Annotated in this window: 18 protein-coding genes; 5 read left to right on the top strand and 13 right to left on the bottom strand. The window is 43.6% G+C overall.

What is annotated here, in order from left to right; translation table 11 throughout:
• Positions 1-9: 9 nt before the first annotated feature.
• A complete protein-coding gene (locus tag AAEM60_RS03245; RefSeq protein WP_341357380.1) occupies positions 10-300 on the top strand; it encodes a DUF4362 domain-containing protein in 291 nt (96 codons plus the stop codon).
• 75 nt (positions 301-375) lie between these two features.
• Here the strand turns inward: AAEM60_RS03245 and AAEM60_RS03240 are convergent, their stop codons facing one another.
• From AAEM60_RS03240 to AAEM60_RS03200, 9 genes are all read right to left on the bottom strand, one after another.
• Entirely contained in the window at positions 376-576 is a 201-nt protein-coding gene (locus AAEM60_RS03240) for a hypothetical protein (RefSeq protein WP_341357379.1), read from the bottom strand.
• 104 nt (positions 577-680) lie between these two features.
• Positions 681-2,108, bottom strand: a complete 1,428-nt coding sequence (locus AAEM60_RS03235; protein ID WP_341357378.1) for a DUF1510 family protein — start codon at positions 2,106-2,108, stop codon at positions 681-683.
• A gap of 60 nt (positions 2,109-2,168) precedes the next feature.
• Positions 2,169-3,563 (bottom strand): glycosyltransferase, encoded by a 1,395-nt coding sequence (locus tag AAEM60_RS03230; RefSeq protein ID WP_341357377.1) that lies wholly within the window; start codon positions 3,561-3,563, stop codon positions 2,169-2,171.
• Positions 3,564-4,123: 560 nt separating this feature from the next.
• A complete protein-coding gene (pdaA, locus tag AAEM60_RS03225; protein WP_299741694.1) occupies positions 4,124-4,900 on the bottom strand; it encodes a delta-lactam-biosynthetic de-N-acetylase in 777 nt (258 codons plus the stop codon).
• Positions 4,901-5,006: 106 nt separating this feature from the next.
• Positions 5,007-5,795: a DUF2935 domain-containing protein gene (locus tag AAEM60_RS03220; RefSeq protein WP_341357376.1), complete on the bottom strand. Its 789-nt coding sequence runs from the start codon at positions 5,793-5,795 to the stop codon at positions 5,007-5,009.
• Positions 5,796-6,059: 264 nt separating this feature from the next.
• Positions 6,060-6,629 carry a DUF4825 domain-containing protein gene (locus tag AAEM60_RS03215; protein WP_341357375.1) on the bottom strand — a complete coding sequence of 190 codons (570 nt, stop codon included), beginning with the start codon at positions 6,627-6,629 and terminating at the stop codon, positions 6,060-6,062.
• Positions 6,630-6,751: 122 nt separating this feature from the next.
• Positions 6,752-8,308 carry a fumarate hydratase gene (locus tag AAEM60_RS03210; RefSeq protein ID WP_341357374.1) on the bottom strand — a complete coding sequence of 519 codons (1,557 nt, stop codon included), beginning with the start codon at positions 8,306-8,308 and terminating at the stop codon, positions 6,752-6,754.
• 84 nt (positions 8,309-8,392) lie between these two features.
• Entirely contained in the window at positions 8,393-8,839 is a 447-nt protein-coding gene (locus AAEM60_RS03205; RefSeq protein ID WP_299741687.1) for a GNAT family N-acetyltransferase, read from the bottom strand.
• Between the two features lie 342 nt (positions 8,840-9,181).
• Positions 9,182-9,364, bottom strand: a complete 183-nt coding sequence (locus tag AAEM60_RS03200; protein WP_341357373.1) for an SE1561 family protein — start codon at positions 9,362-9,364, stop codon at positions 9,182-9,184.
• A gap of 115 nt (positions 9,365-9,479) precedes the next feature.
• Here AAEM60_RS03200 and yfkAB point away from each other — a divergent pair, with 115 nt between their 5' ends.
• Positions 9,480-10,607 (top strand): radical SAM/CxCxxxxC motif protein YfkAB, encoded by a 1,128-nt coding sequence (gene yfkAB, locus AAEM60_RS03195; protein ID WP_341357372.1) that lies wholly within the window; start codon positions 9,480-9,482, stop codon positions 10,605-10,607.
• Positions 10,608-10,938: 331 nt separating this feature from the next.
• On the opposite strand, the gene AAEM60_RS03190 is transcribed toward yfkAB, so the two are convergent.
• The 3 genes from AAEM60_RS03190 to cax form a co-directional block, all read right to left on the bottom strand.
• On the bottom strand, positions 10,939-11,124 hold the full coding sequence (locus AAEM60_RS03190; RefSeq protein WP_299741679.1) for a hypothetical protein: 186 nt from the start codon (positions 11,122-11,124) through the stop codon (positions 10,939-10,941).
• 105 nt (positions 11,125-11,229) lie between these two features.
• Positions 11,230-12,081 carry a YfkD famly protein gene (locus tag AAEM60_RS03185; protein ID WP_299741677.1) on the bottom strand — a complete coding sequence of 284 codons (852 nt, stop codon included), beginning with the start codon at positions 12,079-12,081 and terminating at the stop codon, positions 11,230-11,232.
• Positions 12,082-12,305: 224 nt separating this feature from the next.
• The gene (cax, locus tag AAEM60_RS03180; protein WP_044338559.1) at positions 12,306-13,361 is read right to left on the bottom strand and encodes a calcium/proton exchanger; all 1,056 of its coding nucleotides are present in this window, start codon (positions 13,359-13,361) and stop codon (positions 12,306-12,308) included.
• A gap of 90 nt (positions 13,362-13,451) precedes the next feature.
• Between cax and AAEM60_RS03175 the strand changes: the two genes are divergently transcribed.
• Entirely contained in the window at positions 13,452-13,871 is a 420-nt protein-coding gene (locus AAEM60_RS03175; RefSeq protein WP_299741673.1) for a pyridoxamine 5'-phosphate oxidase family protein, read from the top strand.
• A 269-nt stretch (positions 13,872-14,140) separates the two neighbouring features.
• Here the strand turns inward: AAEM60_RS03175 and AAEM60_RS03170 are convergent, their stop codons facing one another.
• Positions 14,141-14,524, bottom strand: coding sequence for an OsmC family protein (locus AAEM60_RS03170; RefSeq protein ID WP_299741672.1), 384 nt, complete (start codon positions 14,522-14,524; stop codon positions 14,141-14,143).
• A gap of 129 nt (positions 14,525-14,653) precedes the next feature.
• Between AAEM60_RS03170 and AAEM60_RS03165 the strand changes: the two genes are divergently transcribed.
• On the top strand, positions 14,654-15,838 hold the full coding sequence (locus tag AAEM60_RS03165) for an MFS transporter (RefSeq protein ID WP_341357371.1): 1,185 nt from the start codon (positions 14,654-14,656) through the stop codon (positions 15,836-15,838).
• 213 nt (positions 15,839-16,051) lie between these two features.
• Complete coding sequence (locus AAEM60_RS03160) at positions 16,052-17,968, top strand: heavy metal translocating P-type ATPase (protein WP_341357370.1); 1,917 nt, start codon at positions 16,052-16,054, stop codon at positions 17,966-17,968.
• Positions 17,969-18,171: the final 203 nt, after the last annotated feature.

Raw genomic sequence — 18,171 nt, 5'->3', positions numbered from 1 at the left:
GGTGATTGGATGAAGAGATTGATGATGGCTGGTTTGTTCCTTGTGCTGGTCGCTGGTTGTAATGAGCATATTGTCAGCTATACAGATGAAGGCGATCCAATCTTGCATGACCTTGAGTTTGATGGAATACTGATTCATTCAGTACGAGATTCTCGTCGGGATACATTTGGCAACGGTGAAATCATGGAAATGACATGTAAGAAGATCGAGCATGTCGAAGATGGAACAATGGCAAAGAATATGTATAACCTGGCCGATTGCAACAAGAATGATGCCGATGATAGCGTCCTTTGGTATTGATGGTTTGGAGGGACGGACCTTCCTTCTTGACTGAAAATCAGATCTGCTGCATGGGAAAGCGTGAGACCCTACCTACTATGAAGGATCTCCCCCTTTTTGCTCTCTCTTAAAAATAAGATTATGTTCCACCCTATTTAAACTGGCAAGAGCTTCCGTCTCAAGTTCTGTCATTCGCTCTTCGTACCTTTTCGTTTTCTTCCTAATGAATAGTAGCTGTCCCAAAATGATACCTGCCAATACGATAATGACTACTGTAAGTATGACTGTGTTTTCCATCAATAAGCCTCTCCTCTATATTCTTTTCATTCTATTAACCAAAAAAAGAGGGAAATGTCCCCCTTTTTCGGAATCCTTACTCTAGAGTGTTTCGTACAATGTTTTTACTGCTTTTGATCATTGACATGAAGCAATTCCACTTTGGTCGGTGTATACCCTGTCCCGTCCAGCCATGATACGTAGACCCGGTAGGTTTCTGTTTGAGCTTTATTCGTCACTGTAGCAGTGGCACTATCAGAACGATCGCTTTCCACCCACCATAGAATCATATCCTCTTTTGATAAGTCTGCTCCTCTTGAAATGGCAGTCGTCATCTCCTCCCAATCAAGGGAGCCTTCATCCAATGTCACTCTCGTATGGTTTTTCTGATTGGTTGGTACTGACTGCCAATCTTTCGTGATGACTTTATCAACGTTCGGTTCGTCGCTATTCTTGACGGTTATCCCGTCCGAATCTTTAATTTCTTTTTGTTTATCAGACTCTTCCTTGGCGTCATCACTGGGAGTATCTTCTTTCTCCCCGCCTGACCCTGTATCGTTTGGTTTAGGGGAAGTCGCTTTTTCTTCTTTGACATGATCAGTCTTATTGCCTGAACTGCTTGTTTTTCGATTCTCTTCTGGCAGTTTTGAATCACCTTCAAGTTCCAAGTGCTTTTTCAGCTGATCAGAAATGTCATGAAGCTTTTCCTTATCGGGTATGTAATAGTAGGTACCCTTCATGGTTTTGTCTTTACCATCGATTTTGTGCTCCTTGATGTTTTCCCGGGCTCCCTTATAATGAGATTGAATATTCCACATCTCGATCAAGGACATGTTTGTTTTGATATTTTTTTCAAGGACCTTGACGACTTCACCGAATTTCGTGATCGAGGATATATTCTCCCCTTTTTGCATCAGTTCTTCAATGACTTGGCGCTGACGTTTTTGACGGCCGAAGTCTCCTCGTGGGTCCTTCTTTCTCATTCGGGCATAAATCAATGCCTCTTTACCATCCAATCGAATCTTACCTTCGGGGAAGTGGACATGTTTGTCAGTGAACTCTAAATCATTGTTCACTTCCACCCCGTCAAACGCATCAATAATGCCCTCGAACCCCTCCATGTTTATTTGCAAGAAATAATCCACGGGAACATCGAGGAGATTTTCTACAGAGTGGATGGTCTCCTCTGGCCCTCCCACTTGATAGGCACTGTTGATTTTGTTCAGGCCGCCTTCTATATTGGCATACGTATCGCGGGGGATACTGACCATATGCATCGATTGGGAATCGGGATTGATCGTTAAGAGAACCATGGTATCGGCTCGGCCGCCCGCTTCACCCGGTCTCGTATCGACTCCCATCAACAGAATCGAGATGGGGTCCCCATCCTTCAAGTGGATCGTTTCCACATGTTTCTCGAATGATTCTTTCCTGTCGACCTCTTCGTCCATACCGGCTTCGATCGAGGTGACAAATTGGAATGTAAAGCTGATTACCCCCAGAATCAATACTGTCACAGAGGTTAAACTGAATAGCAGAAATTTTTTACCCATTATCTGTCCTCCACACTAAAGCCTGCTACAATGATGTCGGCTCAAAAATGCGCCTGTTGACTATGCGGCGGGTTTAGAGCCTTCCTGATGATAATTCCGTCCTGTCCGGGACACCTTGTTCCACTTTTTGTTGAAGAAATAGGAGATGCTTCCATACATGACAAAATACATCGTGACAAATCGGTAGATGAAAATATCAAACAAAATCGCAAAAAACAGACGGAAACGATCCTTCATAGAGAAGGTGAAACCGTACCGCTTTCCTTGGCGTATCGCCACCACGTCATACATGAAACCAAATAAGAATATCCAAAACAAATAAAAAAACAGATAATCCACATATGTATTTTGAGGGTCGTATATCATATTGAAGATCACGATTCCTGTCATAATATAAGAAGCAAGGGTACCGATCAGAAACGCTTCAAATATATAGAAGAAAGAAACGGTCTTTGTAAATAATGTTTTTCCAAAGAAGGCGCTGAAATGAATGATGCAGTCGATATAGGCTTTCTGCCAACGTAACCGCTGCTTGGTTAAGTCCCTCCATGTTTCCGGTAGTTCGGTGTACCCGACGGCATCGGATATAAACTTGATTCGTAAGTTTTTATGTTTCGCGATGAGTTTTTGGATACGGAGTGTGATGTCAATATCTTCTCCAATTGTCTTGCGATAGCCCCCGACATCGAGTAGTGCTTGCTTCCTGAAAATCCCGAATGCCCCGGATATGACAGCTAAAGCTCTGAATCGTACAAGAGATAGTTTTGAAATATAAAATGCTTTAAGGAAATCCAGCACTTGAACCCTTAATAGCATGTTTGTATGCCTTAAAGACAGTCGGTTCGAAGGTTCATTTGTCTTTGCTTGCAAAACATGTACCATCCCGCCTGCAGCAACGACGTTCTTATCTTCGAACGCATCATTGACAGCCGATAATGCTTCTTCGGCCAAAATCGTATCAGCATCCAACGTAATGATGATGTCATGGCTCGCGTATTCAATGCCGGCATTCAAAGCGTCCGCTTTTCCCCCGTTCTCCTTATCAATCACGAAGAAATGTGGGTAAAGTTTCGATCGGTATACTCCTTCGACTTTTTCATATGACAGCTTTCCGATTGGATCTATGGAACATGATTTCAACTTAAGCCGTTCAAATAAATAATCCATTGTCCCATCCGTTGAACCATCATTAATATACACAACCTCCATTTGAGAATACGGCAATGATTTCATGCTCTCAATGGACGTGTCAATAATACCCGTTTCGTTATAACAGGGAATCAAAATGCTCATTCCCTTTTCATCTTCATGCCCATGTTCGATCATCCACTTTTTCAAAGCAGGGTTTCGCCTCGACCTTTCGTCAGGATCACGGAACAATGGTAGACAATGATATAGATGCAGCACCGGGAACGTCACACTTAAAAAGAAAAACACGATGATGACTATTTCCAAAAAAAAACACTCCTCTTTGACCGAATATCCCTGATTTCCCATCAGACGACTATCGAAAAATGATAAAAAAAGTATGCCAACAATCACATACATGGACCACATACATGGACATTCTCACCCTTTTACAAAAAGAAAACGCCCTCCTAAAAAGGAGGACGAGTATTTATCATTATTAAAATGATAGCACACTTAGAGTGGAACCAATACAGTAGAAGGTTCTAAAAAAATACTCCGCATACCTAGTGCAAACTGTGTATATCAAGGTAACCTTTTCCTTTTCATCCACCCACAGTAGGCATTTCACATTACCTCATTCATTAGAATTGGAAACAAATATCTCATCAGGATATTTAATGAAGGTTGGGAGGCATTTTCTTTTACTGCTTTTCTGCCATTAAGTATGAATGTGAGTCTTCGTACTTACAATATACAAATGATAGGGTTTTCTTTATTTATAACAATTAGCGCTGTAAGGAAAATTGATCATGTCCTTTGTCTGAGCATCGAGGGACGGACCTCATTTCCTAGGACCAGGTCCTAGGAATGAAGGTCCGTCCCCATTATTTTTTCATCATTGGATGTTCATCCAGGCTTTTGAAGGTGTAGCCCCTTTTCTTTAGGTCTTTTATGGCTTTTTCCATGGCGTCTGCGTTGTCTTTGGAGACGGAGTGCAGAAGGATGATTGCGCCTGGATGGGCTTGGGCCATGATATTGTCGTACGAGTATTGCCAGCCTCTTTGCTGATCGGTTTTCCAATCGATGAAGGCGACTGACCAAAAGACGTGGGTGTAGCCTTCTTCTTTCGCGATTTGAAGCGTACGTTCAGAGAATACGCCTCTTGGTGGACGCAAGTAGTTCATTTCTTTCTGACCTGTCAACTCTTTCGTTTTCACTTTTACTTTTTCCAACTCTTCACGGATTTTCTGATCGGAGCTTGCCGTGAAGTCCGGGTGATGCCAGGAATGGTTCCCAACGATGTGCCCTTCCTTTACCATGCGCTTGACCAGGTCTTCAGCGCTTAGTAAGTAGTGCCCTGTCACGAAGAAGGTGGCTGGCACTTTTTCCTGCTTCAACACATCAAGGATCTGACCTGTGTAGCCATTTTCATACCCATTATCAAAGGTCAGATACAGGACTTTTTTATCCGGTGATCCTTTGTAAAAAGCATCATATTTATCAAGCAGCTGATCATGCTGAGCCCCTGCTTCTGCAGGAGCTTCATTCTGACTCTTCTTAAATCCCCAGCCTATCGGGTTGTTTGAAACTGCATAGGCTTGTGCCGGGATGAGCAATACTAAGATTGACGCTATTATCAACACTTTTTGTGATTTCCGCAAGTTGAACCCTTCTTTCACAATCCGTTTCCCTTAGTTTTTGAGAACGAGAAGGATTCATGTGTACTAAAAGTATCCAATAATTTAAGCGGTTATCAAACTTCAACCTTTATTTCGTTTGCAAACTCGCTTCAAATAGATCGATGATTTCCAGGAATCGTTCTGCTTCTCTAAATGTGTGATCAGCCAATAGTGGATGGATATTACTTTTGATCCTGCATTCTTCAATTAATTCTCTTGCGGTTTTCTTGAAATCACGTAATGACTTAACTGAAACCTTATTCTGATTCAGAAATTGATTCAACATCGGCTTTGTTTCTGATTGTGGACGCATGGAGTCTAAATCAATCGCTTGAAAAACCAGTTGATCGAAATCCTGGCTGAATTCTCTTGCCTGTTCAACTAATTTCCGTTCGGAAGGATCCAATAGATGTCCGATAAACTTCGCGTGATCGGCCATGATTTTCAGAAAGAATACATTTTCCTGGATTATGGAATCCTGTTCTGGTACAAGTTTCCCCTCATTCAATTCCTGCAGACGCTTGGCAAAGAATGCTGCCTCTCTGCTAATATGATCCACTAACAAGGGATAATTATTAGAGCGAATTTCACATCGCAATGTCAAACCTAATATTTTCCGCTTATAGTTCCAAATCGCAGCTGCCGCTTGATAAACTTCGCTGTTAAATGCCTGGATTTGCCGCACATCCGTGTTGATAGAGTATTTATTCAGCTTCTCCTCGATTCTTTCGAAAACCACAATGAATTGTTGTGCTTCTTCAATTAATTGCTTCTGATCATACGTGAATCCCAAGCTCAAAAACAACGCATGCTCCTTCATAATTCTCGACCAGAATTGAATCTCATCTAAAGATCGGGCCACGATCGGATTTGTCATATGTTCTTCCCCCTTCACTCTCACTCTTCCTCCTCATACTTATGTAGATGTATTTAAGATAATACTTTAAATATGTTGAATTCATATAGTTCATAAGTAAAAAAAAGATTCCTTCTATTAGTACAAAAGGAATCTTCGAGTGGGATGACAGTAGAATAAAGTTTAGATGATTATAACTTGCATACAATACAAAAGCTTGGGCAGGTCACCCTGATCTTTCATTTTTCGTCGAAGAGAGACTTGTTTCGAGATAAGGTCCGTCCCTCACTCAAAAAATGTCTGATACTTCGTCGCCATTTCGGTTAGTTTCCCGTTATGTTCATCGATGAATTCAGACACGACTTTTTTATCCCAGATGGCCTCTCCTGTTGGGAATTGCTCAAATTCATCCTGGAGGTTCTTGACCATTTTGTCCCTTGAAACGGATACCATGGATTCGTCTATCTGGAAATGATATTCCCGGGCATTCGGAACGAGTAGGGTCATGTAGATGGCGTTGTAATAAAAGTTCTTGCGGTCGGCATGATTACCGTCAAACCAAAACTCATCCACATCACTTTCAGAAAGGCCCCCTTCTTTATTGCCGTAGGTCACCTCCACCATTTCTCCTGAAAGATCGACTTCCTGAATGGTCTCTCCACCGGGCAATTCCTGAAGGATCGCACTGACCTTGGAGTTATCCCCGACATAGGTTCCACTGTTTTCTTTTAACGTATCAACGTTCACATCTTCTATTGAAGTGATATTGGACTTTTCACTAGTGCTTGCACACCCTGTTAAGAACACCATCAAGGAAAGAAACAACATGCTCACTAATTTATTGAAAATCATCATAGCCCTCCAGCTCCTGTTTGTATGTAATACGAACGAACGCTCTTTAAAGTTTCAACCTGATTTTAACATAAATAACCAATAAAATAACCACCCCGTATCCCGTACGAGGTGGTTCCAATTTCTTATTTAAAAACTGGCTCTTTAAACTGAGCTAATTTTTCCAATGAAGATTTATCCACTTCTTCATGAAGGCTGTTACCATGTGAATCCATCGTTACAACCGCTGTGAAGCCTTCCACATTCAGGTGCCACATCGCTTCAGGAATACCGAACTGCATCAGATCCACTCCGTCTACGCCTTTAATGCAATCTGCGTAGTACTGTGCCGCTCCACCGATGGCATTCAGGTAAACACCGCCATGATCTTTCAAGGCAGCAAGGGTTTTCGGTCCCATTCCGCCTTTCCCGATGACAGCACGGATGCCGAATCGCTTCATGATGTCCCCTTGATAAGGCTCCTCACGAATCGATGTTGTCGGGCCAGCCGCTTTCACGTGCCAGTTGCCCTCATCGTCCTTCAGCATGACCGGACCACAATGGTAGATGATTTGGCCATCAAGATCCACCGGTGCATCATTCTCACTCAAATGTTTGTGGATCGCATCACGGCCGGTGTACATGCGCCCGTTGATTTGAACCACGTCTCCCACTTTCAACTCACGGATCTTTTCTTCCGTGATCGGAGCTTGCAGTACCACAACATTCGGCTGTTCCCCGGATGAAGCCGCTGCCGTTTCAAGCTCAGCCTCAGATCCTTGAGTAAGGTCAATCTTCTCGCCTTCCTGGTAGAACCATTCGTCGATACCGCCTGATTCAACATCAAGCTTCACCCCTAAGCGACGGAATGCCCAGCAGTTATAAGCAACGGATACGAAGAAGCTTGCAGGGATACGATTCATCACACCGACTTTACAGCCAAGCAGCGTCGTTTCACCGCCGAATCCCATCGTGCCGATTCCAAGCTCATTCGCATGGTCCATTACGTACTCTTCTAACTTACGTAGATCTTCATTCGGATTCACATCATCAACGGAACGAAATAATTGTTCTTTTGCCAGGTCATAGCCTGAAGAACGATCTCCTCCGATTCCAACTCCGATGAAACCGGCACTGCAGCCTTGTCCCTGAGCCTGATACACCGAGTGCATCACGCATTTACGGATCCCATCCAAGTCACGTCCGGCACGGCCCAGTCCTTCAAGCTCACACGGAAGGCTGTACTGGATGTTTTTATTTTCACAACCGCCGCCCTTTAAGATCAGGCGCGCATCGATGTAATCCTTCTCCCACTGCTCGAACTTGATGACCGGTGTCCCTAAGCCAAGATTGTCTCCAGAGTTTGCCCCGGTCAATGAATCAACTGAGTTAGGACGAAGCTTTCCGTCCTTCGTCGCCTGTACCATCGCAGCATAAATCGCTTCTTTGATGTCAAGCTGATTCACGCCGACCGGTGTTTTTATTTTAAAAGTCGGAAGCCCTGTATCCTGACAAATCGGTGATACATTGTCATCCGCCATCTTTACGTTATTTGAAATCGTGTCCAGGCTCATAGCCGAACGCGTGCCGGCGTTCTCACGGGCTTTCGCCGTGCGGATCGCACGTCTAACATCCTTTGGCAGGTTTGTGGATGTTTCCACAATCAAATCGTACATACTTTGCTGTAATGTCTCTTTATTCATCGTTCTCCCCCTCTAAAGATCTCAAAAACAGTCTTAATTTTCATACATCATTATACTCCTATAAGAATAAGATTGAAAGGGATTTCACAATGGAATTTCCTTCTCAAAATAACATGAAACCTCGTCTTCTTCCTTATAGGTGTACCCGTTACTCTGGTAAAATTGGATGGCGTCCGCCCAGTGCTTGTTGGTTTCGAGGGTGAGTGTGCGTGCACCAAGAGAATAAGCTTTTTCTTCTAAATGATTGAGCATGATGCGGCCAAGACCTCGTTTTCGAAATGGGGATAATACAGACATTCTCACAATCCGATACGTATCCTGGGTTTCTTTTCGGATAGCGCCTGTACAGATGATCTTGTCGTTATCTTTTCCTATAAAAAAATGATGGTGCGTCCCATCGTACTCTACAGAAATATCATGAATATCGGGATTCAGGGTATGATCGATGAAGCCGAACCGTTCGAGGAAACCGGACAGGATCACGTCTTTGGCTGCTTGGCATTGGTGTTTTTCAATGGGTGTGATGATCATGGGGATGATTCGCTCCTTTAATAATAGATGTTTTTATTAAAGTTTGACGTTTTAGCGGGGAAATCCTGCTTGGTATTCTTGTCTCCTATTTTGCATAGGATGAAGGGTGAGCTTTATGGGGCGGATAAAAAAATTGTAGACCGTTATGAATTCTTATCGACCGTTATTAAAGTTTATCGATCGCTAATCAGATTTATCGACTGTTATTTCATTTTATCAACTGTTCTACAAAATCCAACAAATTCCGCAAAAAAAATCACCGTCACCACCGCTATTCACCTCACCACCCACCCCCAATCAAAGGTCCGTCCCTCAAAAAAATAAGAGCCCCATCAAGGACTCTTACTCACTCTTCTTAAATTGCTCGCATTTTACTTCTATATCATCGATCATCGCAATAAGGCGGTCGATATCGTCTATATCCGCTTGTTCAGGGTCGATTGAGTCCAGAACGTCGACGAACAGGTTCAGGCGTTGTTTTAAATAGCTCACTTGTGAGTCTTTATCGCTGATAGCTTTACCCAAGAGTTCTCTCTCCTTTCAATACGTTTACTATGGTAACCAATAACTTTCGGATTGACAAGGGCTGGGCGTTTCTCAATAATGGATAGGTGACTTACTAATAAAGGAGCTTTTACGAATGAAAACTGATACTCTCTCCAAGAAAATGTCGATTGACCATGATCCTTGGGAGGCTTACTTAGATGTGGATGAGCATGGTGATATCACGCTTTCCAATATAGAATTCACCACCACAACGCTCTGTAACATGAGATGCGAGCACTGTGCCGTCGGTTACACCCTGTCTCCGAAGGATCCAAGCGCTCTTCCCATAGAATTGATTCTCGAGAAGCTCGACGATATTAAAACACTTCGTTCCCTTAGTATTACCGGCGGAGAGCCGATGATGTCAAAGAAATCCGTTGAAAATTATGTCTTGCCATTACTCAAGTATGCACATTCCAGAGGCGTACATACCCAAATCAATTCAAATCTGACCCTGGATCTTGACCGCTATTTACTTATTGCCCCTTACCTGGATGTCCTGCACATCTCTCACAATTGGGGAACGGTCGATGAGTTCATCGATGTCGGCTTTGCCAATATGGAACGAAAGCCAACAAGGGAGCAGCGTCAGAAACTCTTTGACCGCATGATCGAAAACAGCCGTGCACTTTCTGAGCGTGGAGTCCTTGTCTCGGCAGAAACCATGTTAAATAAAAACACCCTGCCCTACTTGGAAAAAATCCATCGTCAAGTAGTAGACGAAATGAAGTGTGGTCGTCACGAAATTCACCCAATGTACCCTTCCGATTTCGCTTCAAGCCTAGAAACTCTTTCATTGGAAGAAACACGTGAAGCAATTAGAGACATTCTTTCCTTCCGTGATGAAGACGTGTGGATGCTATTTGGAACGCTGCCATTCTATCCATGCAGCTCTTCACAGGAAGACTTGGATTTTCTGACTGAACTCTATGCAGCTAAAAATGTTAGCGTCCGTAATGATCCCGACGGCCGTTCCCGTCTGAACGTAAATATATTCACCGGTGATGTCATCGTCACTGACTTCGGCGACACGCCGCCACTTGGAAACATAACAAAGGATACGCTTCCTGCCATTTTTGAAAAGTGGAAAGAACAACCTCTTGCGAAAGAGTTGAACTGTCACTGCCCTATGGCCCGCTGCCTTGGACCGAACGTCCTGGTGAAGTCTATGTATTATGGTGATGTTGACTTTTCGGAGCGTGAAGCGAAGATTTCTCGATAAAATAGTGTGAAGGCTCAAATCCATTATGGATTTGGGCTTTTTTCATGTAATTTGGGATCTGATTTTCTATTAGTTGACTAACTTTAAGGGCTTGTTGTGCCAGTTTGACTGTTTGTTGTGCAACTCTCCAGGTTTGTTGTGCCAATTTGTGAACCAATCGCAACTCGTACACCAAATACCCATTCATTCCAAGCACGCCAATAAACCCCACTTCTCCCCTAAAAACATGGTCCGTCCCTCTAATCCTAAATATCACGCCATTCTTCCAACTCAAGGTCCGTCCCTCTCATACACAAAAAAAAGCACAACGGACATTTATCCGGTGTGCTTCTTATCCGATTGGACCGCGGTGATTTTCTTTCACGGGCTGGTCAATCTTCTGTAGTGCTGGGTCCATTACGTTATACTTTTGATTCTTGAGGCTTTCGGCATATACTTTAGCCCTTTTCGCTCCGAACCAAATTCTCATAGCTGTGTACGCAATCAGGATCCCACCAAAAATAAGTAGATACTCCATGATATCCCTCCTTCAATTCTGAATATTCTAATTATTATAACATATCAAAGAAAATAATAAAAGAGTGAAATTAAGGTTTACCCCATTTCACTCCTCTTTAAACATTTATCTTGGTGTTTCGCTTGCCATGAAGCCAAAGTGGACATGATCCTGAACTGGAATCCACGCTCCAACTCCTTGAGAGGTTACGTTTTTCACGACGATGGAGCGTTTCGTACCCTTCATGACAAGGAACACTTCACCGTAGGTCACTTTTCCTTTTTCGTTAATCGCTGGTGCGTAGGCATATAAGTAACCAAGTCGTTTAGGTGAAATATTGTACACTTGGTCTTTCTTCGTTCCTGCTCCTACAATTGTTTGAAATGCGAGTGGCAGCTTTGATTTATCCATTGCTTTAATAAGCATCATTTTCTCCACATCTTCTGCATGTGGAACTTTTGCCGTGAGTCCGCCCTTCACCACTTTTTGTGCTTCCTGGACGTAATGAATTTGATAGTTGGATTTTCCGCCACGGTTATCGAAATAGTTCGTATTGACCTTTTGATACTCCCAGTTAGGAGATGTCTCCGTTGAAGCATAATTTAAAGGCCATTCCCCTAAATAAATGGTTGCACGCAATCCAATCGTCGGTGCTTTATTCATCGTGGATTCGTTGAGTATCCGAATCAGGTTCGGATTTTCAATTTTCACATTGGATGTTTCAATTAATTCCTGAGACCATTCGCTCGGTTGAAGATACGGCTGATCCTGTGTGGAATTGGGATACGTATTTTCCTTGGCGATATTTAAAACCGAATTCGGGATCTTTACACTGGTATCTTCATTTGCTTGCGGAGCTTTCTCCGTTGTTTTCGGTGCTTTGTCAGTTGCTTTTTTAGGACTATTTTCAGCATGGATACCAGTGGTTGCAACGAAAAATGCGAGAATGACCATAAGAGCAGTGCGCATGATTTTCATAAAATTGACTCCTTTCAAGCTTAACTTAAGGGTTTGCCGTTAGTTTTTCCTAGTTGGAATAGCTTATCCAAAAAACTTTATTTGAAAGAATATTTACAAAATTCAAATATTATATTATACTACTTTTGAAAAGAAAACAGTCGGGCATACTGACCGTTTTCAATCATTCCTACATTCCCTAAAAAAGAAGCGGAGTCCGTAATTGGACTCCGCTTCTTTTTTTATTATAGTAGATAAAATCCGATCCCCATGATGAAATAGGCTGCGAGTAGGGTCAGTCCTTCAAACCAGTTCGTCTCCCCGTCATTGGATATGACGATCGTGACAAGTACTGCTGAAACCATGGCCACCAGTTCCGGTAACGTAAACACCAGCGGCATGCTCGTTTCGAAAAACAGTGAAATCAATACAAGAACCGGCGCTACAAACATCGCGATCTGCAAGGTAGATCCAACTGCAATCTCCACAGCGATATCCATCTTATTTTTATAAGCCATTATGATCGCCGACGCATGCTCGGCAGCGTTTCCGACGATGGCTACGATGATGACCCCTATGAACAGTTCGCTCCAGCCGAATGTGTTCCCTACTTCTTCAAAGGTATGAACGAGGCGTTCAGATACATAGGCAACGGCTGCTGTAGAGGCGGCAAGGATCAGTAATGCTTTCCCTTTACTCCACTCCGGTTCTTCATGAGCGTGCGCACCTTCTTCGCCTTCATGCTGATACACCCCGCGGTGAGTGACTAATTTAAAGAATAGGGCAAATAAATAAAGGGCGATTAAAATAACAGACACACCAATTGAAAGGGACATGGTCTTCGCTTCGTTCATATCCTGGGCGAATACTTCCGGAATCACGAAAGCAACGATAATGGCAAACATAAGCAGCCCCGAGTTGTGACGGGCATCAAACACATTAAACTTCTGACGTTTGAACTTGATTCCCCCAACAAAGAAGGACAACCCGGCAACTAATAGAAGGTTTCCAAGTACGGATCCAGTTAAGGAGGCAAGCACGACGCCAACCAAACCAGCTTTTAACGCAAAAATTGAAATAATGAGTTCAACCGCATTTCCAAAGGTGGCATTAAGCAACCCGCCGATACGGGGTCCTGACACAACGGCCAAACTTTCCGTCGACCTTCCCATAAATGCTGCAAGGGCAATGATCGTCACACAATAGATTACGAACATAATTACATTCGGCCAATGAAGCAGTGAACCGATGACTGAGATCGGAACTCCTGCAAATACAAGCAGTGCAAATATTTTGTTCATGTGTAAGATCCTTCTTTCTAAAAGAAAATTTGTTTAAATCAAGTGAGATTAGACACATTATAGGTAGAACCCAATTAGGAGGTACCACCCATGGCTCAAAACTTAAAAGATAAGATCGTTGAGTTGTTTTCCAACCATAAAACGGGCACCCTTGCCACAATCCGAGACAACAAACCATATTCACGCTTTATGATGTTCTACCATGAAGACCTTACTCTTTACACCGCAACCAATGAGCATGCACACAAAGCGGAAGACATCGCACAAAACCCTCATGTTCATATTCTTCTGGGCCATGACCGAGATTCCGATCATGAGCACTATGTAGAAATTGAAGCAGAGGCAACTGTAGAAGAATCCAAAGAGCTGAAAGAGAAATTCTGGAACGACCAACTAAAATCCTGGATCGCAAGCCCCGATGACCCGGAATACATGCTCCTCAAACTCACACCCAAAACCATCCTCTACTACGAAAAAACAGGCAAAGAACCACAAGAACTAAGCCTATAGAGGACACCTAAAGAGGGACGGACCTTCAATCAGATGAGAACCTTGTTTGATGGGACTTATGCTGATTTTAGAGGTCCGTCCTTTAACAGTTTACTGTAGTGAGGGACGGACCTTCATCTGGTTATAAACCTTGATGGAATAGGGCTTAAACTGATTTGAGGTCCATCCCTCAACACTCTACTGCACTGAAGGACGGACCTCCCATCTAGTTATAAACCTTGTTACAATAAGATTTATGCTCGTTGAATGGAGGTCCGTCCCTCAAAATTTCACTGCACTAACTCAAACGTTTCTTCGATTTTGATGCTGTCTTGTACGGATTGGACCATGGAGCAGTTTTTGCGGGTGAGCTTCATGGCTTTTTCGATTTTGTTTTCGTCGAGGTCCGTCCCTCTGATGGTGAAGTGAAGGGAGATGGCTTCGACTCTGTTTGCTTCGGCTTCGTTGCGGGTTACATCTGCTTTGATATGTATGTCGTCAAATTCGATGCGCATTTTCTCCAGTACTTTTCGGAGCACTCCCCCGCTGCAGACTGCTACGGAAGATACCAATAATTGGAACGGCCGAAAGCCATACTCTTCGTTACCCGAAACCTCCAGCTTCCCAAACCCTAAATCTGTGAAAAATCCGCCTTCTTGCATGTTAAATTCCATTTTTACATCATTCCTTCCTTATTATGTTAGTAGATGTTTTGATTTTACTCTATTCGTTTCGTATTGCCAAACAATGAAATTGGGGGTACCATCTAATAAGTAATCATCAATGATTGGGAGTTTTTACAAATGAATCAAACACTTACCTTCCGTTTCTGGGTCCTTGTCGGAATCGTGGCAATTTCAGGATTCTCACAAGGGATGCTCCTTCCTTTAATCGCCATCATATTCGAGCAGGACGGCATCTCTTCCTCCCTGAACGGATTAAACGCAACTGCACTATATATCGGAATCTTACTCGCCTCTCCATTAATGGAAAGGCCACTTCATAAAATCGGATACAAGCCTATGATCATCATCGGAGGAATAGTGGTCGCAGCGTCACTTTTACTGTTCCCGGTTTGGAAATCCTTCTGGTTCTGGTTCTTCCTGCGTCTTTGCATTGGAATCGGCGATCACATGCTGCACTTCGCCACCCAGACATGGATCACATCGTTTTCACCAAAAGAACATCGCGGACGTAATATATCCATCTACGGGGTCTCTTTTGGAGTCGGTTTTGCCGTGGGACCGATGATGACTCAGCTCATCACCATCCATCAGGCATTGCCGTTCATCATCTCTTCCTTATTAAGCCTGACCGTGTGGATGTTCGTCTTTAAATTACAAAACGAATTCCCCGATCAGCAAAATATCGGCAGTGCCTCGTTCCTTGGATCGTTCCAGCGCTTCGGAAAGGTTCTCAAATATGCATGGGTCGCCCTGTTGCCTCCGTTGGGATATGGTTTCCTTGAAGCTTCATTAAATGGAAACTTCCCTGTGTTCGCCCTTCGAAACGGTCTTTCCATTGAAGCAGTCGCCATCCTCCTGCCTGCTTTTGCCGTGGGAAGTATCATTTCCCAGGTACCACTCGGGATTCTGAGTGACAAATATGGAAGACAAAATGTCCTGCTCATCGTCATGATGATCGGCTTTCTCTGCTTTTCTGCCGCAGGAATCGTCTCTGGATCCACCATGGGCTTATTTATCTGCTTTACGTTAGCCGGGATGGCTGTCGGATCGACTTTTTCACTTGGTATTAGTTATATGACTGATCTTCTGCCAAAAGAATTACTTCCTGCCGGAAACATCATGTGCGGGATCTTCTTCAGCTTCGGAAGCATGATGGGTCCATTCGTTGGAGGGATCACCATCGACTGGTTCAAAGGCTCAAGCTTCTTCTACTTAATTGCATGCATGATGCTGATGATTTTTGTGAGCCTACTCGTCTTTTCCCTTCAAAATCGACGTAGTGAAATAACCCAGAATAACTAGCACAAAACTCTTTCCATTATCATATACATGTGATAGGATTAGATTATAATAATTATAAATTACTAACTTCATATAAAATCATCTAAGAGCACGTGCAGTTTCGCTGTCACCTTTCATTGGTGGCAGCTTTCGTCGTTTTATAGGGGTATTGACGTTGATTATTATTCTCAATGAGAATCTCGTATTTTCATTTATCTGAAGGAGGAATACGCTATGAGCTCACAATCCAAAGCCTTATCCATGGGAGCACCAAATGAAAAAATACACTTCTTTGAAAAAATAAAACCTCATGCAGAATTGATTGCCGCATTGGTCAGTGGTGTGTTTATTTTACTGGGATGGTTGACATCAAATGACGACTCAAGCTTGAGCATCATCTTCTATCTCCTCGCCTTTGTCATCGGCGGATTCGCGAAAGCCAAAGAAGGAATCGAAGAAACCATCGAAAACAAAGAGCTGAATGTAGAGATGCTGATGATTTTTGCCGCAGTGGGGTCTGCCATTATCGGTTACTGGACAGAGGGTGCCATCCTGATCTTCATCTTCGCTGTCAGCGGCGCACTTGAAACGTATACGATGAACAAAAGTCAGAAGGAAATTTCCGCACTCATGCAGCTTCAGCCTGAAGAAGCATGGCTCGTGACAGGATCTGGCGAAAAGAAAGTCCACGTTTCAAGCCTTGAAATCGGAGACCATATTCTGATCAAACCGGGTGAACGCGTGCCAACGGACGGTATTGTCGTAAAAGGAACAACGTCCATCGATGAAGCAGCCATTTCAGGGGAAGCCGTCCCTGTAACTAAAGGTCAAAGAGATGAAGTGTTCGCTGGAACGGTCAACATCAACGGTGCCATCACCATTGAAATGACCAAACCAAGCAGTGAAACCCTTTTCCAAAAAATCATTGACCTTGTGCAATCCGCGCAAAGCGAAAAATCGCCTTCACAGCAGTTCATCGAACGCTTTGAAGGAACGTATGTAAAAGTAGTGCTTGCCGTTGTCTTCCTGATGATGTTCCTGCCCCACTTCCTACTCGGATGGAGCTGGACGGAAACATTCTACCGGGCAATGGTCCTACTCGTTGTTGCTTCACCTTGTGCCCTGGTTGCCGCTATCATGCCTGCGAGTTTATCGGCGATTTCAAACGGTGCCCGTCATGGAATTCTTTTTAAAGGCGGAGCTCACTTGGAAAACTTGAGCAACATCAAAGCCATTGCCTTTGATAAAACCGGTACGTTGACGAAAGGAAAACCAGTTGTGACGGATATAGTGGTTGCGGATCATGTGGATAAACATGAAGTGATGACTGTCGTCGCTTCGATTGAAAATCAGTCGAATCATCCACTTGCTCAAGCCATTGTGAAACACGCAACTCGTGAACGTAACGCGGAACTTTTTCAGCCTGATTCCCTCGAAGACGTATCCGGCTGGGGAGTCAAAGCGCTTGTGAACGGAACCGAATGGAAAATCGGGAAAGCAGATTTTGTGGATAAAGTGTTGGCAGAACAATTTATGGATGGTGCCTTTGGACGAATCGCTTCTGAAGGTAAAACAACGGTCTTCGTTGCCAAGGAAAATCAGATTGTGGCATTGATCGCATTGAAAGACGTGGTTCGTAAAGAAACCATCGAAGCTTTGCAACTCCTTAAAGATGAAGGCGTCCAAACGATCATGCTGACAGGGGACAACGAAAAGACGGCCCGTGCCATTGCAGAAGAAGCCAAGGTTGCCTCCTTCATTGCCGAGTGCCTGCCGGAAACGAAAGTAGACGAACTGAAAAAGCTGAAACGTCAATTCGGTACCGTCGGAATGGTCGGGGACGGAATCAACGACGCACCTGCACTTGCAACGGCCAACGTAGGAATCGCCATGGGTGAAGGAACCGACGTCGCACTGGAAACAGCCGATGTCGTGCTAATGAAAAACGATCTTACCCGTATTGCTGAAGCCATCAAGCTTTCGAAAAAAATGAAACGGATCGTGCAACAAAACGTGGTGTTTTCCATCGCTGTGATCATGCTGCTGATCGCGTCGAACTTCCTGCAAATCCTGGATCTCCCTTATGGGGTCATCGGGCATGAAGGTAGTACGATCTTGGTTATCTTAAATGGTCTGCGATTGTTGAAATAATGTTTAAAAACATCCAATCTTGAGAGGTTGGATGTTTTTTTGTGAATTGGCGGTGAATTCGTGAGGGATGTAATTGCAGTGATTGAAATTGAATGGCGGTCCAGCGATTCTCTGACACTTATCCACACCCCTATTTCATCCACAATAGATCAACCCATTACACCTCCTGAAAATTATCCACAATCCTCATCCCATGAATATAT

Source organism: Rossellomorea sp. y25 (assembly GCF_038049935.1).
Classification (GTDB): domain Bacteria; phylum Bacillota; class Bacilli; order Bacillales; family Bacillaceae_B; genus Rossellomorea.
Note: the sequence above shows the minus strand (reverse complement) of the source record. Positions and strands in the feature narration are given on the sequence as shown.